Genomic DNA, 19,786 nt, shown 5'->3' on the forward strand with positions numbered 1-19,786 from the left:
GCCTACCTCTGGTTCGTCATCGCCTCGCCGCTGCTCCTGTGGGCGTTCCGCAAGGCCACTACGTATCAAGCGCGCCTAGTCCTGCTTCTTGCGGCGCGTGCCGAAGACGATCTCGTCCCAGCTCGGCACCGCGGCCCGGCGCCCGGGGCGCACCCCGTCGGCCTCGGCCTGCCGGTCGGTGGTGCCGGTGAGCCGGTCCCGGTGGCCCGCGACGCTGCGCGGCATCAGCACGTCCGCGTACGCCGATCCGGCCCCGGCCGACGCCGCGGGCGCCTGGGGCTCGTCCAGTTCGGCGACCATGGGAGGCTCCGGCTCCTCCTGTGGCGGCTCGGGAGCCGTCGTCGGGCGGTCGGGCACCACGATGTCGCCGCGGTAGCTGGGCACGGCCTCCAGGAGGCTGGTCAGCGAGTCGCGCTCCGAGGTGGAGGCGATCGCCGGCAGGGTCTCCTCGGAGGGCGGCTCCGGCGGCGCCGGACGCTCCAACTGCCGGTCCAGGGCGCGGTCCAGCGGACGGTCCCTGGGCAGCCGTGCGATACGCGGCACGAACGGGAACGTGGGTTCGGGCGCGCCGATGTCGTCGGACTCGCCGATCAGCGAGCGCGCCTCGTCGTCCACGGCCTGGACGAGCCTGCGGGGCGGGTCGTACGTCCAGCTCGCCGAGTGCGGTTCGCCCGCGACCCGGTAGACGAGCAGGACTTCCCAGGTGCCGTCGTCGCGGCGCCAGGAGTCCCACTGGACCGTTTCCTTGTCGGCGCCGCGCAGCAGGAGTCGCTCCTGCACCGCCTCGCCGAGCTGAGGGCCGGTGTTCTCGCCGGGACGGCGCACGGGGGTCTTCCTGGCCCGCTCGGCCATGAAGGCGCGCTCCGCGAGCACAGGGCCCTCGAAGCGGCGTACGCGATCCACCGGAATGCCCGCGAACTGGGCGACCTCCTCGGCGGAGGCGCCTGCTCGTATACGCGCCTGGATGTCGCGCGGGCGGAGGTGGCTCTCCACCTCGATCTCGATCTGGCCGAGGCGCGGACGGTCGCCGCGCACGGCGGCCCGGAGGCGCTCATCGATCGGAAGCGTGTACTCCGTGCTGTCCGCAGCCTTCAGCACCAGCCGTGTGCCGTCGTTAGAGACGGCCACGACACGCAGTTCGGGCATGGGGACCTCCCGGGTGGTGCCTGCCGACGTCACGTGCGTCGCTGCTTCCGCTAGTCGAGTGTGGCCTGCCCGGGTGCAGCCTGCCACAACCTTGCCGAGTTGCCCGGCGTGTCGGGCAACGACCCGAGAGCGCCGTTATGGCACGGTTACCTGTTCGCAACGCTAAGTGACCGAAGCCGTCACCCTGTGCAACGAGCCCCCTCCCGGCGGTCCTGGAAGGCCCCGGACACCCTGGCGGGAGACCGGACCCAGGGCTCGCAACAGTACTCCATTCGGGCCACTCGCGTGGATCGGCTCGCCGCCGAACTTCTCACGGGGGACGGGAGTTGGCCGCGGAGTGCCGCTGAGGCGTGTCCGATTCGTGGCGGATGCGCGTGGTGTGCTTCACGGAATCTCCAGAAGCGGAACTACAGGCTTCGGTCATACGTCCCTTTCTCACGTGACACATGAAGTTCGCGTAGCCTCGGGAGCTTCATTGTGGAAAAGGCAGATATGTCGAGAAAGGCAGGTAGGCACCGGAGATGGGCGTGACGCCGGACAACCCCGAGGACGACCAGAAGCAGCCCAAGGGGAAGAAGAGGCGGGTGGATCTGAGCGTGCCTCAGGTGGCAGGCAGTGCCGTCGCCGCCGTCGTGGCAGCGAAGCTCGCCTCCAGTTTCGGCGTCTACGGGACGATCCTCGGCGCCGGCGTGGTCAGCGCACTCGCGACCTGCGGCGGCACCGTCTTCCAGCACTTCTTCAGCCGCACCGGCGAACAGATACGCGACGTCGCGGTGCAGACGAAGCCCAAGGGGCGGCAGATACCGGTCACCGCGGAGGGCCGCCCCGTACCGCGCACTTTCCGCTCGGACGACTCCATGGACGCCACGAAGGCCATGGTCGCCGGCGCCCGGCCGGCTGCGGCGCGCCCCGCCACGGGCGCGCTGCCGACGACCACGACGTGGGGGACGCCGCCGACGGCCGATGCGGAGGCGACGACGGCGCTGCCGCAGAGCCCCGCCGACGACGAGATGACCCAGCTGCTCGACACCGGTGCCGTCGCCGATCTGCTGCCCGACGAATCCCCGGCCGACGCGGAAACCCGGCTGCTCGGCACGGTGGATCCGGAGAAGACACAGCTGATCGAGCCGGGCGCGGTCGACGACGCCACGCGGATGCTGCGGGCCGCGACGGATCTGCCGCACCAGCCGGGCCCGGCCGACGAGGAGTTCACCGGCGGGACCGTGCACAGGTCCCGCGTCAAGAGCTGGAAGCGGCCGCTGATCGCCGCCGCCGTCGTCTTCGGCGTGACCATGGGCGGCATCACGACGTACGAGATCGTGGCCGGGCAGAGCTTCAGCGGGGACGGCGGCAGCACGACGTTCCGGGACGCCTTCAGCGGCCACAAGTCCTCCGGTGACAGCGACCCCGCCCCCAGCACCCCGCAGCCCTCGGACGGCAGCAGCACGGGCTCGGACGGCACCCAGCAGAACGGGGGCGACTCGTCCACGGACGGGACCACGACGCCCAGTCCGACGCCGAGCGACGGCAGCGGCTCGAACACCGGCTCGGACACGGGCTCCGACTCGGGTTCGGACACCGGCTCGGACGGTGATTCCGGTTCCGGGGACGGCAAGGCGACCCCGACCCCGACACCCACACCGACCCCGTCGGGGAGCGCGGGCTCGGGTGCGGACACCGGGTCGGGCGCCGACTCCGGCCGGCAGAGCCCGGCCGAGTAGGGCGTGATCAGTCGCCCAGGACCCGGCGCAGATAGGCGTTGCCGAAGAGCCGGTCCGGGTCCAGCCGGTCGCGCAGACCCGTGAACTCGGCGAAGCGCGGGTAGGCCTGCGCGAAGTACGCGGCGTCGCGCGTGTGCACCTTGCCCCAGTGCGGGCGGCCCTCGTGGGCGGTGAAGATCCGCTCGGCGGCCGTGAAGTACCGCTGGTATGGAGTGCCCTTGTACATGTGGACCGCGATGTAGGCGCTGTCGCGACCGGAGGCCGTGGACAGCGTGATGTCGTCGGAGGGGGCGGTGCGGACCTCGACAGGGAAGCTGACGCGCAGGTTCGAGCGGTCCACCATGGACTTCAGTTCGCGCAGCGTCTCCACGAGGGCCGCGCGCGGAACGGCGTACTCCATCTCGACGAAGCGCACGCGGCGCGGAGATGTGAAGACCTTGTAGGGAACGTCGGTGTACGTCCGGGCGGAGAGCGCCTTGCTGGAGATCTTGGCGATCGTCGGGATCGTGGCGGGCACCGCCCGGCCGAGCGAATTGACCACCTGGAACAGGCCGTTGGAGAGCACTTCGTCGTCGACGAAGCCGCTGATCCGCGACACCGGCGCTTCCGGCCCGGCGCTGCGGTTGTTCCGCTTGGTGTTGCAGTTGCCGGTGTGCGGGAACCAGTAGAACTCGAAGTGCTCGTTCTCGGCGTATAGCTCGTCGAAGTCGCCGGTGACCCGGTCGAAGGTCATCGGCTCCTCCCGTGCGGTGAGCAGGAAGATCGGCTCCACGGCGAAGGTGAGGGCGGTGATGATGCCGAGCGCGCCCAGACCGATGCGGGCGGCCGCGAAGACCTCCGGGTTCTCCTTCTCGGAGCAGGTGAGGAGCTCGCCGCTCGCGGTCACCAGTTCGATCCCCTTGATCTGCGCGGCGATGGAGGCGGAGTCGCGGCCCGTGCCGTGGGTGCCGGTGCTGGTGGCGCCGGAGACGGTCTGCTCCATGATGTCGCCCATGTTCGTGAGCGACAGACCCTCACGGGCCAGGGCCATGTTGAGTCGCTTGAGCGGAGTGCCGGCCTCGACCGTGACCGTGCCGCTGTCCCGGTCGATATTGCGGATACCGGTCAACAGTTGAGGGCGTATCAACACCCCGTCGGTGGCGGCGGCCGCCGTGAAGGAGTGCCCGGTGCCGACAGCCTTCACCTTCAGGCCGTCCTCCGCCGCTTTGCGTACGGCCGCGGACAGCTCGTCCACGGAGGCGGGCATCACCTCTCGTACGGGGCGCGCGGTGACGTTCCCCGCCCAGTTACGCCACGCTTCGCCGCTCTTCGCGCCGCTGCCCGTCTGCGCCGTGCTCATCGGTGAGTCCTCCCCGCTGCGGAACCGGCTGCTTCAGCCGGCGGTAGCCGAGGAACGCGACCAGGACCGCGACGGCGCCGGCGACTCCCGGAACCCCGTACCCGGCCTTCGCACCGGCGGCGTCGATCACCCAGCCGGCCACGGAGGAGCCGAGCGCGACGCCGACCGCGAGTCCGGTGCTCACCCAGGTCATGCCCTCGGTCAGTTTCGCGCGTGGTACGTGCTGCTCGACGAGGGCCATCGTCGTGATCATCGTCGGTGCGATGGACAGGCCCGCGACGAAGAGCGCCACGGCCAGAAACGGCAGGTTCCCGACCAGTTGGAGGGGGATCATACTCACGCCCATCGCGACGACCCCCACCAGCCACCTGCGCGCGGGTGCCCCCTTGAAGTGCAGGAGTCCGAACACGGCGCCCGCGACGCAGGATCCGGACGCGTACACGGCGAGCACCACACTGGCCAGGGACTTGTGCCCCTGGTCCTCGGCGAACGCCACCGTCACCACATCGACCGCCCCGAAGATCGCTCCCGTCGCCGCGAACGTGACGACCAGAACCTGCAGCCCGCGCGCGCGGAGCGCCGATCCCGCGCCGTGCTGTTCACGGGGGTGCGGCGCCGGTTCGGTGGCGCGCTGTCCGGTCAGCCAGAAGACGCCCACCGCGAGGAAGCAGCCCGCGAGGAGAGGCCCGGCCTCCGGGAACCAGGCCGTGGAAAGACCGATCGAGATGATCGGTCCGAAGATGAAGCACACCTCGTCGATCACGGACTCGAAGGAGTACGCCGTGTGCAACTGCCGCGGGGTCTCCCGGTACAGGACCGCCCACCGTGCGCGGATCATCGAGCCGACGCTCGGTACGCAGCCGATGAACGCGGCACACAGGAACAGCGTCCAGTCCGCGGCCTCGTACTTCGCGCACAGCAGCATCCCGGTGACCGCGGCGAGCGAGACCAGCGTGGCCGGGCGCAGCACGCGCCGCTGGCCGTACCGGTCGACCAGGCGGGAGATCTGCGGCCCGATCGCGGCGGCGGAGAGCGCCACCGTCGCCGACAGGGCGCCCGCGAGCCCGTAGCGCCCGGTCAGCTGCGAGACCATCGTGACGATGCCGATGCCCATCATCGACAGGGGCATCCGCCCCAGGAACCCGGCCAGCGAGAAGCTCTTGGTCCCGGGCAGGGCGAATATGGCGCGGTAGGGGCTGGGCAACGGGACTCCGGCGTAAGGGGTAAGGCGTAACTGCGACCGATACAGCTTACGCGTGTCACACGTCGGTCGGCATGGCAGTTTTCTGCCTGTCAGTGTCGGGTGGCAGGATCGAACACATGCCAGACGCGCACGCTGCCAGCCTTGATACCCGCCCCTACGACGCTCTGCTCCTGCTCTCGTTCGGAGGCCCCGAGGGCCCCGACGACGTCGTCCCGTTCCTGGAGAACGTGACGCGGGGCCGCGGCATCCCCAAGGAGCGGCTCAAGGAGGTGGGGCAGCACTACTTCCTGTTCGGCGGGGTCAGCCCCATCAACGACCAGAACCGTGCCCTGCTCGACGCCCTGCGCAAGGACTTCGCCGAGCACGGCCTGGATCTGCCGGTCTACTGGGGCAACAGGAACTGGGCGCCGTACCTGACCGACACCCTGCGCGAGATGGTCACCGACGGGCACCGCCGCATCCTCGTCCTCGCGACCAGCGCGTACGCCTCGTACTCGGGCTGCCGCCAGTACCGCGAGAACCTCGCGGAGTCGCTGGCCGTCCTGGAGACCGAGGGCCTGAGGCTGCCGACGATCGACAAGCTGCGGCACTACTTCAACCACCCCGGCTTCGTCCGGCCCATGGTCGACGGTGTCCTGCAGGCCCTCGCCGACCTCCCCGAGGACGTACGGGACGGCGCCCAGATCGCCTTCAGTACGCACTCCATCCCGACCACGGCGGCCGACTCCTCCGGGCCCGTGGAGGAGCACGGCGACGGCGGCGCGTACGTGAAGCAGCACCTGGACGTCGCGCGGCTGATCGCCGACGCCGTCCGCGAGGAGACCGGCGTCGACCACCCCTGGCAGCTCGTCTACCAGTCGCGCTCCGGCGCCCCGCACATCCCGTGGCTCGAGCCCGACATCTGCGACCACCTGGAGGAGCGGCACGCCGCCGGGGTACCGGCTGTCGTCATGGCGCCCATCGGGTTCGTCTCGGACCACATGGAGGTCCTGTACGACCTCGACACCGAGGCCACGGACAAGGCAGCGGAGTTGGGCCTTCCGGTACGACGCTCGGCAACCGTGGGCGCGGACCCGCGCTTCGCCGCCGCCGTACGGGAGTTGGTCCTGGAGCGAGCCGCGGACGAGAGCGGCAGGAACGTCACGCCATGCGCCCTGGGCGCGCTCGGCGCGAGCCACAACCTGTGCCCGGTGGGCTGCTGTCCGGCCCGCGCCCCCAAGCCCGCAGCCGCGGGTGCCGACAGCCCGTACGCGTAAGGACGCCGACGTGACCGACCTCAAGGCAGAACTCCTCGACGTCGCCCTGGAAGCGGCCGCCCGCGCCGGGGTCTTCCTGCGCGACGGCCGCCCCGCCGACCTCGGCGTCGCCGCCACCAAGACCAGCGCGGTCGACGTGGTCACCGAGATGGACATCGCGTCCGAGAAGCTCATCACGGACTTCCTGGCCGAGCGCCGCCCCGACGACGGCGTACTCGGCGAAGAGGGCGCCTCCTCGGAGGGCTCCAGCGGCGTCCAGTGGGTGATCGACCCCATCGACGGAACCGTCAACTACCTTTACGCGCGCCCCGATTGGTCTGTCTCCATCGCGGCACGCAAGGACGGCGAGACGATCGTCGGCGTCGTCGCGGCGCCGATGCGCGGCGAGACCTACCGCGCCGTCCTGGGGGAGGGCGCCCACGTGAACGACCGCCCCGCCCGCGTGCGCGTGGCACCCCCCTTCGCGCAGGCCCTGGTCGGCACCGGCTTCGGCTACCTGGAGACGCGCCGGGTCCATCAGGCGGACGTCGTACGGGAGTTGGTGCCCCGGGTGCGCGACATCCGGCGCGGCGGCTCGGCCGCGATCGACCTGTGCGACGTGGCACTGGGCCGCCTCGACGCGTACTACGAACGCGGCCTGAACCCCTGGGACTTCGCGGCCGGCGACCTCATCGCGCGCGAGGCGGGCGCCCTGACCGGCGGCCGCCCCGGCGAGCCGGTGTCGCCCGAGCTGACGGTCGCCGCGCCCCCCGGCCTCTTCGAGCCACTGCAGAAGTGGCTCGAAGAGCTCGGCGCCTGGCACGACTGACCCGGCCCTCCCGCACCCGCCCGCACGACGCGAAGGGCCCCGGCGCCCGCCTGGATCGATATCAGGCGCCGGGGCCCTTCACTGTGACTGTCGGATCTGGTTCAGACGCTCGAGGCGTGGATTTCCACGCCGTGCTCCGCGGCGAGGCGGTGGAGGTCGTCCAGCTCGCCCTGCTCGACCTCGGCAAGGAAGTCGTCGCCGGTCTCGCGCGCCAGCGTCAGGTCGGACTCGGCCGCCTTTATGCGCTGCAGCAGTCCTGCGGTGAATGCGTCCATGGTTGCGCCCCCTCGTCCTGGGTCGTGGGTCGGTGGCACGGGGGTGTGCCCTGTGGAAGGGGTGATCACGTCTCCAGCCGCCCTGCGGTAAGCAGCTCGTGGCACGCCACATACAAAGCGTGATCGCGGATGTACACCCGTCCTCCCCCCGCTCCCTTCCGCGGAAACCTCAACCCCGGGAGAAAAACCGGCATTCCCCGTCCGCTTCGCCACCCGCCTCGCCGCCTTACAGCCGGTTTATGGCCGAAAGGGGCAGGATGGAGGCTCACACCCCATGAGACCTGCCCGCGCGCGCTCGAATCTGCCCGCGGGTGGCCAGAGGAAGGACAAGCGACGTGCGCGTACTCGTCGTCGAGGACGAGCAATTGCTCGCCGATGCGGTGGCCACCGGACTGCGCCGGGAGGCCATGGCCGTCGACGTCGTGTACGACGGCGCGGCCGCCCTGGAGCGCATCGGCGTCAACGACTACGACGTGGTCGTCCTCGACCGTGACCTCCCGCTCGTGCACGGCGACGACGTCGCCCGCAAGATCGTCGAGCTGGGCATGCCCACCCGCATCCTGATGCTGACCGCCTCCGGCGACGTCAGCGACCGCGTGGAGGGCCTGGAGCTTGGCGCCGACGACTACCTGCCCAAGCCCTTCGCGTTCAGCGAGCTGACGGCCCGCGTCAGGGCCCTCGGACGCCGTACGAGCGTGCCCCTGCCGCCCGTGCTGGAGCGCGCCGGGATCAAGCTCGACCCGAACCGGCGGGAGGTGTTCCGCGACGGCAAGGAGATCCAGCTGGCGCCCAAGGAGTTCGCCGTCCTGGAGGTGCTGCTGCGCAGCGAGGGCGCCGTCGTCTCGGCCGAGCAGCTCCTGGAGAAGGCCTGGGACGAGAACACGGACCCGTTCACGAACGTCGTACGCGTCACCGTCATGACCCTGCGCCGCAAGCTCGGCGAACCTGCGGTCATCGTCACGGTGCCCGGCTCCGGCTACCGGATCTGATCCCTCCATGGCCGCCGCACCAGCGCCCCCCTCGGCGCCACCGAAACCGACCTGGATGCCCGGCTCGAAGGAAGACCCTCCCTTCCCCTGGCTCCGCCCGACCATCCGCATACGGCTCACGCTGCTCTACGGCGGCATGTTCCTCATCGCCGGCATCCTGCTGCTGTCGATCATCTATCTGCTCGCGGCGCAGGCCTTGAACGTGGGCAGTGAGCTGCCGTTCAAGGTCGTCGACGGACATGTGGCCAGCAGCGTGTGCAACATCCCGAACGGCACCGCGCTGCCCGCCAGCGAGCTGAACAGCGCGCTGAGCGAATGCGTCAACCAGCAGCGCCAGCACGCCCTCGACACCCTGCTGAGCCGCTCCCTGATGGCCCTGCTCGGCCTCGCCATCATCGCGTTCGCCTTCGGGTACGCGATGGCGGGCCGCGTCCTGTCCCCGCTCGGCCGCATCACCCGCACCGCACGCCGCGTGGCCGGCACGGACCTGTCGCGCCGCATCGAGCTGGACGGTCCGGACGACGAGCTCAAGGAGCTCTCGGACACCTTCGACGAGATGCTCGACCGCCTGGAGCGGGCGTTCACGGCGCAGCAGCGCTTCGTGGGCAACGCGTCGCACGAACTGCGCACCCCGCTCGCCATCAACCGCACGCTCCTGGAGGTCCACCTCTCGGACCCGGGCGCCCCCGTGGAGCTGCAGCAGCTCGGCAAGACGCTGCTCGCCACGAACGAGCGCAGCGAGCAGCTCGTGGAGGGCCTGCTGCTGCTCGCCCGCAGCGACAACCAGATCGTCGAGCGCAAGCCGGTGGACCTGGCGGAGGTCGCCTCCCAGGCGCTCGACCAGGCCAGGTCCGAGGCGGACGAGAAGGGCGTGGAGATCCGCGGCGAGCGCAAGGAAGCGGTCGTCCAGGGCAACGGTGTCCTTCTGGAGCGCATCGCGCTGAACCTCGTACAGAACGCGATTCGCTACAACGTGCGAGAGGACGGCTGGGTCGAGGTGCACACCGAGGCGCAGCACGGCCAGGCCGTTCTGGTCGTGGCCAACACGGGCCCGGTGGTCCCCGCGTACGAGATCGACAACCTTTTCGAGCCGTTTCGGCGGCTGCGCACCGAGCGCACCGGCAGCGACAAGGGCGTGGGCCTCGGCCTGTCCATCGCCCGGTCCGTGGCGCGCGCCCACGGCGGCCGGATCACCGCCGTGCCCCGCGAGGGGGGTGGGCTCGTGATGCGCGTCACCTTGCCGATCTAGACAGGTTCGACGTGCGCGGCGGGGGCGGATCTGACATGCTTCCGCCGACGCGCTGGAAGTGTTCGCTTTTAGCGGAATTTTCGGGACCTGCGCCCGCGAAGGCCGTGTGTGATCGATCACATGGGCGAATTTCTCATCATCTACTCTCCGTGATCGCAAAAGCCGCGTGAAAGCCGGGAAAATCCGGGTTTTCGGGCAGCTTGATCACGGGAAGTACACGGGGTGGCGCCCGTGCAGTGCGGCAAACGGACCGTGTACGGTCCCGTTCGCCACCCAAGCCGATCACTCAAGAGGGGTCCGGTTGGGTGTCGATTGAGTAACAGACCTTGATGTGAGGCAAAATCTCCGCCTCAGGTCGGGCACAAGTCCGGCCTCTCATGCGTTACGGCGCTTGAGACACCGCAGACACCCAGAGGGGGAGAGCGCGACATGGCAACGGATTACGACACCCCACGCAAGACCGATGACGACCTCAACGAGGACAGCATCGAAGAGCTGAAGTCACGGAGGAACGACAAGTCCGCGTCGAACGTGGACGTGGACGAGTTCGAGGCGGCCGAGGGCCTGGAGCTTCCGGGCGCCGACCTTTCGAACGAAGAGCTGGCCGTTCGTGTCCTGCCCAAGCAGCAGGACGAGTTCACCTGCATGAGCTGCTTCCTGGTGCACCACCGCAGCCAGCTCGCGCGGGAGAAGAACGGTCAGCCGATCTGCCGCGACTGCGACTGAGGTGGGGTCGGGCATGAGTGGCTCGACCCCGCCCTGGAAGCGCCGTATCCGGAGCAAGCACCGGGATGCGGCAGAAGGCCTGCCAGAGGCCGTGCGTGACGACGACGGGCGAGGCTCTTCCACCAGTGAAGACGCCTCGCTCGAAGCGGCGTACGAGCGCGAAGTGGCGGGCGACCTGACGGCGGCCGGCGTCGTGGATCTGCACGACGCCGACGCGGTCGAGGCGACGGACACGGGCACCAGGTCACAGCAGACCAGACGCCGGGTGGCCGCTGTCAAGGACGGTGTCCGCAAGAGCGGCAGCGTCGCGAGAACGGGGATGATCAAGGGCGGCAGTGCCGCCAGAGCCGGTATCGGCTACCTCGCCGACCGGATCATCGACATCGCGCCGCGAGTGCCCGTACGGGACCTCGCGGCTCTGCGTAAACAGTTCCCGGGCCTGGGGCCCGAGCAGATCGCGGACAAGCTGATCGCCGGTGCGGCGGCCGCCTCGTCCACGGTGGGCGCCGGAGTCGGCGCGGCCGCGATGCTGCCGGTACCGCCCGCGATGCCGACCGAACTGGCCGCGGAGATCACGGGCGTCGCGGCGATCGAGCTGAAGCTCGTCGCCGAACTGCACGAGGTCTACGGGGTGCGGCCCGCGGGGAACCTGACGGACCGCACCAGCGCCTACCTGACCTCGTGGTCGGAGGAGCGCGGGATCGACGTGTCGAAGCCGTCGACCATAAACATGGCGCTCGGCGGCCAGATGAAGCGCGAGCTGCGCCAGCAGATCATGAAGCGGATGGTGCGGAACCTGCCGACCCTGATGCCGTTCCTGGTCGGGGCGGCGGTCGGCGCGGTCATGAACCGCCGGGAGACGAAGAAGCTGGCCGAGCGGGTGCGCAGGGACCTGCGGCGGCTCCAGGTGCCGTGGGAGGCGCTGCCGGAACTGCCGCCGCTGGACGCGCCCCAGGACGTCCTGGAGATCGAGGGCTGAGTCAGGCCCCCAGAGCCTTTGCCAAAGTTTCAGGTTCGCGCGTCGACAGGTAGACGTAGGGCGTCGGGTCCGTCGGGTCCGTGATCTCCGCGCGGACCGCCGTGCGGACGTAGCTGCGCAGGAGCATGAAGGCGCGCGGGTCCGCCTTGAACGTGCGCCAGGCGCGCGCCTCCTCCTCGTCCAGGATCTCCACGGCGCCCAGGGCCGACAGCGGGATCTTCGCGTCGCCCGCGACCAGCGAGCCGGCCACGACGCGGATCCGGATCGAGCCGTACTGGCTGGTGATCACCGCGGCGACGAGCAGGCCGCCGACGAATCCGCTGAGCAGCGGGATCGTGCCGAAGGGCAGCAGGGTGAGGCCGCAGGCGACACCCACCAGGAAGGTGATGAGCCACCACGAACGGGGTGCGGTGAGGCGTTCTTCGTAAGGCGTCGTGGAGAGCTCCATGGAGCCAAGCTTGGCACGATGCATGACGGCACAGGACGCGCGGGTAAGGTCTGCGCCTGTGAGTGGTACTTCAGCAGCTCTGACGCCCCCGGCCGACGCCATAGTGCCGGTGCGGCACCCCGACGCTCCCGCCCCCGGAGAGCTTCTCGGCGCGCACTACGGACACTGTTTCGGCTGTGGCGGCGAGCAGCCGCACGGGCTGCACCTGGCGGCGCGGGCCGGTGACGGCGTGCGCGTCACCGCCGAGTTCACCGTGCGCGCCGCCCACCAGGGCGCGCCCGGCCTGGCGCACGGCGGCATCCTCGCCACCGCGCTCGACGAGACGCTCGGTTCGCTGAACTGGTTGCTGCGCGTCATCGCCGTGACGGGACGGCTCGAGACGGACTTCGTGCGCCCTGTCCCCGTGGACACCGTGCTGCACCTGTCCGCCGAGGTCACCGCCGTCGCCGGACGCAAGATCTATTCGACCGCCACCGGCCGGATCGGCGGCCCCGACGGGCCCGTCGCGGTCCGGGCCGACGCCCTCTTCATCGAGGTCAAGGTCGACCACTTCATCGACAACGGCCGCCCGCAGGAGATCCAGGCGGCCATGAGCGACCCGGACCAGATCCGGCGCGCCCGTGCCTTCGAGGTGAACCCGTGAAGCAGCCGTTGGACGTGCTCATCCGGCGTGTCGACCCCGACGTACCGCTGCCCGCGTACGCGCACCCGGGCGACGCGGGCGCCGATCTGCGGACGACCGAGGCCTGTGCGCTCGCTCCCGGCGAGCGCGTCGTGCTGCCCACCGGGGTGTCTGTCGCGCTGCCCGAGGGGTACGCGGCCTTCGTGCACCCGCGATCCGGTCTCGCAGCGCGCTGCGGTGTCGCCCTGGTGAATGCCCCAGGGACGGTGGATGCCGGGTACCGTGGGGAGATCAAGGTGATCGTGGTGAATCTCGACCCGCGCGAGAGCGTGCGGTTCGAGCGCTTCGACCGGATTGCCCAACTGGTCGTCCAGCAGGTCGAGAAGGTGCGCTTCCACGAGGTGGCCCAGCTTCCCGACTCCGCTCGGGCCGATGGGGGCTTCGGGTCCACCGGCGGGCACGCCGCTGTGGGCACGGACGGTCAAAAGGGTGGGAATCGATACGCTTCGGTCGTATCCGACCGGGAAGGACAGTGACGTGTTCGGACGTCGCAAGAAGAACAGCTCCGCTGAAGACGCAGTGGACGCGGCGGGCGAGGCCGAGCAGGTCGACGGTGTCGACAGGGCCGACAGTGCCGACACGGACGCCGCGGGGGAGTCGGGGCGCGTGCGGCTCGAACCCGAGCCGCGTCCCGACGGCCCCTGGGACTCCACCGAGGTCCGCGAGCCCGGCGAGGGCCGCGTGGACCTGGGCGGACTCTTCGTCCCCGGCGTGGAGGGCATGGAGCTGCGCGTGGAGGTCGCGGGCGACGCGATCGTCGCGGCGACCGTCGTCCTCCAGGACAGCGCGGTCCAGCTGCAGGCCTTCGCCGCCCCCAAGAAGGAGGGCATCTGGGGCGAGGTCCGCGAGGAGATCGCCTCGGGCATCACTCAGCAGGGTGGTGTGATCGACGAGGTCGAGGGTTCGCTCGGCTGGGAGCTGCGGGCCCAGGTGCCGGTGCAGCTGCCGGACGGCACCGGCGGGTTCCAGGTCGTGCGCTTCATCGGCGTGGACGGCCCGCGCTGGTTCCTGCGCGGGGTGATCTCGGGGCAGGGCGCGGTGCAGCCGCAGGCCGCCGGCCTGCTCGAGCAGATCTTCCGGGACACGGTCGTGGTCCGCGGCGAGGGCCCGATGGCCCCGCGCGACCCGATCGTCCTCAAGCTCCCGGACGACGCGCAGATGGTCGCCGAGGGTGCCGCTCAGGACTCCGCGGAGGGCTCGCGCTTCTCCGGTGGCATGGGGCAGCTGGCCCGTGGCCCGGAGATCACCGAGGTCCGCTGACCCGACAGTTCGTACGTATGTGGCCGGGGCCGCGCATCCCACAGGGTGCGCGGCCCCGGCCTTTGTCGTGCGTGCGTGCCCGCTCCCGGCCGCTGTTCTCTCCGCTGCCAACTGCCGTTCTTTTCTCAGTACTTGACGGAAGGCTGGTCCGTACCTAGGGTCACCGGCCAACGCCACGTTCACATCGGCGCCTCAAGTTCACATACGAGAACGGATGGCCCCCACCATGCAGGCTCGTCACAAGAGATCGCGTACCGCCCTGCTCGCCACCCTCACCGCCGCCACGGCTCTCGTCGCCGGCATCGTCGCCTGGCCCGGCGCGGACCGCGCCGACGCGGCGCCCGCCACGTTCGCCCACCCCGGAGTCACCGTCTCCAAGGGGCAGCTGGACTTCGCCAAGTCCAAGGTCGACGCCGGAGCGCAGCCCTGGAAGAGCGCCTTCGACCAGATGGTCGCGAGCAAGTACGCCGATCTGAACCGGACGCCCAAGCCCCGCGCCACCGTCGAGTGCGGCTCGTACTCGAACCCCGACTACGGCTGCACGGACGAGCGCGAGGACGCGATAGCCGCCTACACCGACGCGCTTGCCTGGTACTTCACACGCGACGAGCGGTATGCGAAGAAGTCCATCGCCCTCATGGACGCCTGGTCCGGCACGATCAAGGACCACACCAACAGCAACGCGCCCCTGCAGACCGGCTGGGCCGGCTCCTCCTGGCCCAAGGCCGCCGAGATCATCAAGTACACGTACACCGGTGGCTGGGCGAACGAGAGCCGCTTCAGGACCATGCTGCGCGACGTGTACCTGCCGAAGGTCATCAACGGCTCCAACTCCAACGGGAACTGGGAGCTGTCGATGATGGAGGCCGCTGTCGGCATCTCCGTCTTCCTGGAGGACAAGGCCTCGTACGACAAGGCGATGGCGAAGTTCCGCACGCGCACGGCGGCGTACGTCTACCTGGCCTCGGACGGCGCGCTCCCCAAGACCGTGCCGAGCCAGAACCTGGACACCAAGGCGAAGATCGTCAACTACTGGCAGGGCCAGTCCACGTTCGTGACGGGGCTGACGCAGGAGACCTGCCGCGACTTCACGCACACCGGATACGGCATCTCCGCCATCTCGCACATCGCCGAGACCAGCCGCATCCAGGGCCAGGACCTCTACGGCACGGACGTCGGCGAGCGGCTGCGGCAGGCGCTCGGCTTCCAGGCCAAGTACGAGCTCGGTGAGGCGCCGCCCGGCTCGCTGTGCGGCGGCAGCGTCAACCGCGGACTCGGCCCGGTCACCGAGGTCGGCTACAACGCCCTGCACACCCGCCTCGGCACCGCCATGACCAACACCCAGAAGCTGACCGAGCAGCAGCGTCCCGCGGGCTCCAACAACCTGTTCGTCGCCTGGGAGACCCTCACCCACGCCGAGAACCCGAGCTAGCCCGGCGCTTCGACGACCGGTCTCGGCCATTGCCCGGCCGGGCGCCACGTGACCATACTGGCGCCCGGCCGGGAACGTATGTACGGGGGAGCGGGGAGCGTGAGCGAGAGGACCGAGACGGGGACCGCCGTCCTGGACCGGGACGGCCGCGGGCCGATGGTCGTCGTACGGGACCTGCACCGCTCGTACGGGACCGGCGCCGCCGCCGTGCACGCCCTGCGCGGAGTCTCCTTCGAGGTGCCGCGCGGTGAACTCGTCGCCCTCAAGGGACGCTCCGGATCCGGCAAGACGACCCTGCTCAACCTGGTGGGCGGCCTCGACGAGCCCGACCGGGGGCGGATCACGGTCGACGGGCTCGACCTCACCGAACTCGGCGAGAACGGACTGCTCGCGCTGCGCCGGGACCGCGTCGGCTTCGTCCTCCAGTCCTTCGGGCTCATCCCGATCCTCACCGCCGCCGAGAACGTCGGCGTGCCGATGCGACTGCGCAAGGCGCCGGTGCGCGAGCGCGAGGAGCGCGTCGAACTGCTGCTCTCCCTCGTCGGCCTCGAAGGACACGCCAAGCAGCGGCCCGGCGAGCTCTCCGGCGGCCAGCAGCAGCGCGTCGCCATCGCCCGCGCCCTCGCCAACAGACCGGCTCTGCTCATCGCCGACGAACCGACCGGGCAACTCGATGCCGAGACCGGGCTCGCCGTGATGGAACCGCTGCGCGCCGTCGTCCGCAGTGAGCACGTCACCGCGCTCGTGGCCACGCACGACCCGGCGCTGCTCGACCTCGCCGACCGGGTCCTGGAGCTGAGCGACGGCGAGATCGTGCGGCAGCCCTGAGCCACTCGTCGCGCATCAGGGTTCTGTCAAAGACACCCGCCCACCAGGCCTCCGTCCCCTTTGTCGGACTTCCTGACCGTAAGGTCGAGCCCATGGGACGCGGCAAGCTTCGGATCTATCTCGGTTCCGCACCGGGCGTCGGCAAGACGTACGCGATGCTGTCCGAGGCGCACCGCCGCATCGAACGCGGCACCGACTGCGTGGTCGCGTTCGTCGAGCACCACAAGCGGCAGCGCACCGAGGTCATGCTGCACGGCCTGGAGTACGTCCCGCGCAAGGAGATCGAGTACCGCGGCTCCCTCTTCGAGGAGATGGACGTCGACGCGGTCCTGAGCCGCGCCCCGGCCGTCGCCCTCGTCGACGAACTGGCGCACACGAACGTGCCGGGCTCGCGCCACGCCAAGCGCTGGCAGGACGTCGAGGAACTCCTCGCCGCGGGCATCGACGTCGTGTCCACCGTCAACATCCAGCACCTGGAGTCGCTGGGCGACGTCGTCGAGGCGATCACCGGGGTCCGCCAGCGGGAGACGGTGCCCGACGAGGTCGTGCGCCGCGCGGACCAGATCGAACTGGTCGACATGTCGCCACAGGCGCTGCGCCGCCGGATGGCCCACGGCAACATCTACAAGCCGGACAAGGTCGACGCGGCCCTGTCCAACTACTTCCGCCCCGGAAACCTCACCGCCCTGCGCGAGCTGGCCCTCCTGTGGGTCGCCGACCGGGCCGACGAGTACCTCCAGCAGTACCGGGGCGAGCACAACATCCGCTCCACCTGGCAGGCCCGCGAGCGCATCGTCGTCGGCCTCACCGGCGGACCCGAGGGCCGTACGTTGATCAGGCGTGCGGCGCGGCTCGCGGAGAAGGGCGCGGGCGGCGAGGTGCTGGCCGTCTACATCGCCCGCAGCGACGGGCTGACCGCCGCCTCGCCCAAGGAACTGGCCGTCCAGCGCACCCTCGTCGAGGACCTCGGCGGCACGTTCCACCATGTGATCGGCGACGACATCCCCTCGGCGCTCCTGGAGTTCGCCCGCGGCGTCAACGCCACCCAGATCGTCCTCGGCTCCTCGCGCCGCAAGACCTGGCAGTACGTCTTCGGGCCCGGCGTCGGCGCGACCGTCGCCCGCGAGTCGGGGCCCGACCTCGACGTGCACATCGTCACGCACGAGGAGGCGGCCAAGGGGCGCGGCCTGCCCGTCGCGCGCGGCGCCCGGCTCGGCCGCACCCGGATCCTGGGCGGCTGGCTCGTCGGTGTCGGCGGCCCGGCGCTGCTCGCCCTCCTCCTCACCCACGTCGACTCCGACCTCGGCCTCGCCAACGACATGCTGCTGTTCCTGTCGCTGACCGTGGCCGCGGCACTGGTCGGCGGACTCCTTCCGGCCCTCGCCGCGGCGGCGTTCGGCTCGCTGCTCCTGAACTACTTCTTCACGCCGCCGCTGCACCTGTTCACGGTCGCCGACCCGAAGAACATCGTCGCCATCGTGATCTTCGTCAGCGTCGCCGTCTCGGTCGCCTCCGTCGTGGACCAGGCCGCCCGCCGCACCCACCAGGCCGCACGCCTGCGCGCCGAGTCCGAGATCCTCTCCTTCCTCGCCGGCAGTGTGCTGCGCGGGGACACCAGCCTGGAAGCGCTGCTCGAACGCGTACGGGAGACGTTCGCGATGGAGTCCGTGGCGCTCCTGGAGCGGGAGGGCGACACCGCGCCCTGGACCTGCGCGGGCAGCGTCGGGCCGCACCCTGACGGCCGGCCCGAGGACGCCGACGTCGACGTGCCCGTGGGCGACCACATGGCGCTGGCCCTGACCGGGCGCGTCCTGCCCGCGGAGGACCGGCGCGTCCTGGCCGCGTTCGGCGCGCAGGCCGCCGTCGTCGTGGACCGGCGCCGCCTCCAGTCCGAGGCCGAGCAGGCCCGCACGCTCGCCGAGGGCAACCGCATCCGTACCGCCCTGCTCGCCGCGGTCAGCCACGACCTGCGCACCCCGCTGGCCGGCATCAAGGCCGCCGTCTCCTCCCTGCGCTCCGAGGACGTCGACTGGTCGCCCGAGGACCAGGCCGAACTGCTCGCCGGGATCGAGGCGGGCTCGGACCGGCTCGACCACCTCGTCGGGAACCTGCTCGACATGTCCCGCCTCCAGACCGGCACCGTCACCCCGCTCATCCGGGAGATCGACCTCGACGAGGTGGTGCCGATGGCGCTGGTCGGCGTACCGGACCCGGATCTCAGCGTCGACCTGGACATCCCCGAGTCGCTGCCGATGGTGACCGTCGACAAGGGCCTGCTGGAGCGGGCCGTCGCCAACATCGTCGAGAACGCCGTCAAGTACAGCCCGCCCGACGAACCCGTCCTGGTCTCCGCCAGCACGCTCGGCGAACGCGTCGAACTGCGCGTCGTGGACCGCGGCCCCGGCGTGCCGGATGAGGCCAAGGAGCGCATCTTCGCCCCGTTCCAGCGGTACGGGGACGCTCCTCGCGGCGCGGGCGTGGGGCTCGGGCTCGCCGTGGCGCGCGGCTTCGTCGAGGCCATGGGCGGCACACTCGGCGCGGAGGACACTCCTGGGGGCGGGCTCACGATGGTGCTCACCCTGAGGGCGGCGAAGCCCGTGCCCGAGGCGCGGGACCAGCCGTTGACCCGTACGACGCCATCATCCGAGACAACGACAACGGCATCAGCAGCCGACACCGCAGAACCGCAGAGAGGCAGGCACGCATGACCCGGGTGCTCGTGGTCGACGACGAGCCGCAGATCGTTCGCGCCCTCGTCATCAACCTGAAAGCGCGCAAGTACGAGGTGGACGCCGCGGTCGACGGAGCCGGCGCGCTGCAGCTCGCGGCCGCCCGCCACCCCGACGTGGTCGTCCTCGATCTGGGCCTGCCCGACATGGACGGCGTCGAGGTGATCAAGGGGTTGCGCGGCTGGACACGCGTACCGATCCTGGTGCTGTCCGCACGGCACTCCTCGGACGAGAAGGTCGAGGCGCTCGACGCGGGCGCCGACGACTACGTGACGAAGCCGTTCGGTATGGACGAGCTGCTCGCCCGGCTGCGGGCGGCCGTGCGGCGGGCCGAGCCCACCGGGGGCGGCGAGGACGAGGGGATCGTCGAGACCGACGACTTCACCGTCGACATGGCCGCGAAGAAGGTTCACAGGGGCGGACGCGATGTGCGCCTCACGCCCACCGAGTGGCACCTGCTGGAGGTGCTGGTGCGCAACACGGGGCGCCTGGTCAGCCAGAAGCAGCTGCTTCAGGAGGTGTGGGGTCCGTCGTACGGCACCGAGACCAACTATTTGCGTGTGTACATGGCCCAGCTGCGCCGGAAGCTGGAGACCGACCCGTCGCATCCGCGGCACTTCGTCACCGAGCCGGGCATGGGGTACCGGTTCGAGAAGTGAGGCCCGAGAAGTGCGGGCCCGGGAAGTAAGGGCCCCGAAAGCGGGTACACCAGCGA

19 protein-coding genes are annotated in these 19,786 nt (G+C 70.5%); 14 read left to right on the forward strand and 5 right to left on the reverse strand.

Annotated features, from left to right (window positions below; genetic code table 11):
* Positions 1-75: 75 nt before the first annotated feature.
* Complete coding sequence (gene sepH / locus AB0J02_RS25455; RefSeq protein WP_363196071.1) at positions 76-1,146, reverse strand: septation protein SepH; 1,071 nt, start codon at positions 1,144-1,146, stop codon at positions 76-78.
* Positions 1,147-1,667: 521 nt separating this feature from the next.
* Here sepH and AB0J02_RS25460 point away from each other — a divergent pair.
* On the forward strand, positions 1,668-2,867 hold the full coding sequence (locus AB0J02_RS25460; RefSeq protein ID WP_363196072.1) for a hypothetical protein: 1,200 nt from the start codon (positions 1,668-1,670) through the stop codon (positions 2,865-2,867).
* Positions 2,868-2,874: 7 nt separating this feature from the next.
* Here AB0J02_RS25460 and AB0J02_RS25465 read toward each other — a convergent pair whose 3' ends face one another.
* Entirely contained in the window at positions 2,875-4,206 is a 1,332-nt protein-coding gene (locus tag AB0J02_RS25465) for a D-arabinono-1,4-lactone oxidase (RefSeq protein WP_363196073.1), read from the reverse strand.
* Positions 4,154-5,410 carry an MFS transporter gene (locus tag AB0J02_RS25470; RefSeq protein ID WP_363196074.1) on the reverse strand — a complete coding sequence of 419 codons (1,257 nt, stop codon included), beginning with the start codon at positions 5,408-5,410 and terminating at the stop codon, positions 4,154-4,156. Before AB0J02_RS25470 ends, AB0J02_RS25465 begins: the two co-directional genes overlap by 53 nt.
* A gap of 116 nt (positions 5,411-5,526) precedes the next feature.
* Between AB0J02_RS25470 and AB0J02_RS25475 the strand changes: the two genes are divergently transcribed.
* On the forward strand, positions 5,527-6,666 hold the full coding sequence (locus tag AB0J02_RS25475) for a ferrochelatase (protein ID WP_363196075.1): 1,140 nt from the start codon (positions 5,527-5,529) through the stop codon (positions 6,664-6,666).
* Positions 6,667-6,676: 10 nt separating this feature from the next.
* Positions 6,677-7,474 (forward strand): inositol monophosphatase family protein, encoded by a 798-nt coding sequence (locus tag AB0J02_RS25480; protein WP_363196076.1) that lies wholly within the window; start codon positions 6,677-6,679, stop codon positions 7,472-7,474.
* A gap of 101 nt (positions 7,475-7,575) precedes the next feature.
* Here AB0J02_RS25480 and AB0J02_RS25485 read toward each other — a convergent pair whose 3' ends face one another.
* Complete coding sequence (locus AB0J02_RS25485) at positions 7,576-7,749, reverse strand: hypothetical protein (protein ID WP_363196077.1); 174 nt, start codon at positions 7,747-7,749, stop codon at positions 7,576-7,578.
* 335 nt (positions 7,750-8,084) lie between these two features.
* On the opposite strand from AB0J02_RS25485, the gene AB0J02_RS25490 reads away from it, so the two are divergent.
* The 4 genes from AB0J02_RS25490 to AB0J02_RS25505 all read left to right on the forward strand — a co-directional run bounded on the left by AB0J02_RS25490 (position 8,085) and on the right by AB0J02_RS25505 (position 11,692).
* Positions 8,085-8,738 (forward strand): response regulator transcription factor, encoded by a 654-nt coding sequence (locus tag AB0J02_RS25490; RefSeq protein WP_018535991.1) that lies wholly within the window; start codon positions 8,085-8,087, stop codon positions 8,736-8,738.
* Positions 8,739-8,745: 7 nt separating this feature from the next.
* Positions 8,746-9,987, forward strand: coding sequence for a HAMP domain-containing sensor histidine kinase (locus tag AB0J02_RS25495; RefSeq protein ID WP_363196078.1), 1,242 nt, complete (start codon positions 8,746-8,748; stop codon positions 9,985-9,987).
* A 429-nt stretch (positions 9,988-10,416) separates the two neighbouring features.
* Entirely contained in the window at positions 10,417-10,713 is a 297-nt protein-coding gene (locus tag AB0J02_RS25500; RefSeq protein ID WP_018535993.1) for a DUF4193 domain-containing protein, read from the forward strand.
* Between the two features lie 13 nt (positions 10,714-10,726).
* On the forward strand, positions 10,727-11,692 hold the full coding sequence (locus AB0J02_RS25505) for a hypothetical protein (protein ID WP_363196079.1): 966 nt from the start codon (positions 10,727-10,729) through the stop codon (positions 11,690-11,692).
* 1 nt (position 11,693) lies between these two features.
* On the opposite strand, the gene AB0J02_RS25510 is transcribed toward AB0J02_RS25505, so the two are convergent.
* Positions 11,694-12,140, reverse strand: a complete 447-nt coding sequence (locus tag AB0J02_RS25510) for a DUF3093 domain-containing protein (RefSeq protein WP_363196080.1) — start codon at positions 12,138-12,140, stop codon at positions 11,694-11,696.
* 58 nt (positions 12,141-12,198) lie between these two features.
* Here AB0J02_RS25510 and AB0J02_RS25515 point away from each other — a divergent pair, with 58 nt between their 5' ends.
* From AB0J02_RS25515 to AB0J02_RS25545, 7 genes are all read left to right on the forward strand, one after another.
* Positions 12,199-12,783 carry a PaaI family thioesterase gene (locus tag AB0J02_RS25515; protein ID WP_363196081.1) on the forward strand — a complete coding sequence of 195 codons (585 nt, stop codon included), beginning with the start codon at positions 12,199-12,201 and terminating at the stop codon, positions 12,781-12,783.
* A complete protein-coding gene (dut, locus tag AB0J02_RS25520; protein WP_363196082.1) occupies positions 12,780-13,298 on the forward strand; it encodes a dUTP diphosphatase in 519 nt (172 codons plus the stop codon). Before AB0J02_RS25515 ends, dut begins: the two co-directional genes overlap by 4 nt.
* Before the next feature lies 1 nt (position 13,299).
* The gene (locus AB0J02_RS25525; RefSeq protein ID WP_363196083.1) at positions 13,300-14,082 is read left to right on the forward strand and encodes a DUF3710 domain-containing protein; all 783 of its coding nucleotides are present in this window, start codon (positions 13,300-13,302) and stop codon (positions 14,080-14,082) included.
* Positions 14,083-14,308: 226 nt separating this feature from the next.
* Complete coding sequence (locus AB0J02_RS25530; protein ID WP_363196084.1) at positions 14,309-15,514, forward strand: alginate lyase family protein; 1,206 nt, start codon at positions 14,309-14,311, stop codon at positions 15,512-15,514.
* 99 nt (positions 15,515-15,613) lie between these two features.
* Positions 15,614-16,342 carry an ABC transporter ATP-binding protein gene (locus tag AB0J02_RS25535; protein ID WP_363196085.1) on the forward strand — a complete coding sequence of 243 codons (729 nt, stop codon included), beginning with the start codon at positions 15,614-15,616 and terminating at the stop codon, positions 16,340-16,342.
* Positions 16,343-16,434: 92 nt separating this feature from the next.
* A complete protein-coding gene (locus AB0J02_RS25540) occupies positions 16,435-19,050 on the forward strand; it encodes a sensor histidine kinase KdpD (protein WP_363196086.1) in 2,616 nt (871 codons plus the stop codon).
* A complete protein-coding gene (locus AB0J02_RS25545; RefSeq protein ID WP_363196087.1) occupies positions 19,047-19,730 on the forward strand; it encodes a response regulator in 684 nt (227 codons plus the stop codon). The genes AB0J02_RS25540 and AB0J02_RS25545 overlap by 4 nt, the downstream gene beginning before the upstream one ends.
* Positions 19,731-19,786: the final 56 nt, after the last annotated feature.

This window comes from Streptomyces sp. NPDC050264, from assembly GCF_040655895.1.
Lineage (GTDB): Bacteria > Actinomycetota > Actinomycetes > Streptomycetales > Streptomycetaceae > Streptomyces.

Excerpts from the sequence above, each read along its gene's own strand:
- AB0J02_RS25510 (WP_363196080.1), bottom strand. The coding sequence starts at position 12,140 with ATGGAGCTCTCCACGACGCCTTACGAAGAACGCCTCACCGCACCCCGT.
- AB0J02_RS25505 (WP_363196079.1), top strand. The coding sequence starts at position 10,727 with ATGAGTGGCTCGACCCCGCCCTGGAAGCGCCGTATCCGGAGCAAGCAC.
- AB0J02_RS25530 (WP_363196084.1), top strand. The coding sequence starts at position 14,309 with ATGCAGGCTCGTCACAAGAGATCGCGTACCGCCCTGCTCGCCACCCTC.
- AB0J02_RS25475 (WP_363196075.1), top strand. The coding sequence starts at position 5,527 with ATGCCAGACGCGCACGCTGCCAGCCTTGATACCCGCCCCTACGACGCT.
- AB0J02_RS25540 (WP_363196086.1), top strand. The coding sequence starts at position 16,435 with ATGGGACGCGGCAAGCTTCGGATCTATCTCGGTTCCGCACCGGGCGTC.
- AB0J02_RS25545 (WP_363196087.1), top strand. The coding sequence starts at position 19,047 with ATGACCCGGGTGCTCGTGGTCGACGACGAGCCGCAGATCGTTCGCGCC.
- AB0J02_RS25465 (WP_363196073.1), bottom strand. The coding sequence starts at position 4,206 with ATGAGCACGGCGCAGACGGGCAGCGGCGCGAAGAGCGGCGAAGCGTGG.
- AB0J02_RS25495 (WP_363196078.1), top strand. The coding sequence starts at position 8,746 with ATGGCCGCCGCACCAGCGCCCCCCTCGGCGCCACCGAAACCGACCTGG.
- AB0J02_RS25485 (WP_363196077.1), bottom strand. The coding sequence starts at position 7,749 with ATGGACGCATTCACCGCAGGACTGCTGCAGCGCATAAAGGCGGCCGAG.
- AB0J02_RS25460 (WP_363196072.1), top strand. The coding sequence starts at position 1,668 with ATGGGCGTGACGCCGGACAACCCCGAGGACGACCAGAAGCAGCCCAAG.
- AB0J02_RS25500 (WP_018535993.1), top strand. The coding sequence starts at position 10,417 with ATGGCAACGGATTACGACACCCCACGCAAGACCGATGACGACCTCAAC.
- sepH (WP_363196071.1), bottom strand. The coding sequence starts at position 1,146 with ATGCCCGAACTGCGTGTCGTGGCCGTCTCTAACGACGGCACACGGCTG.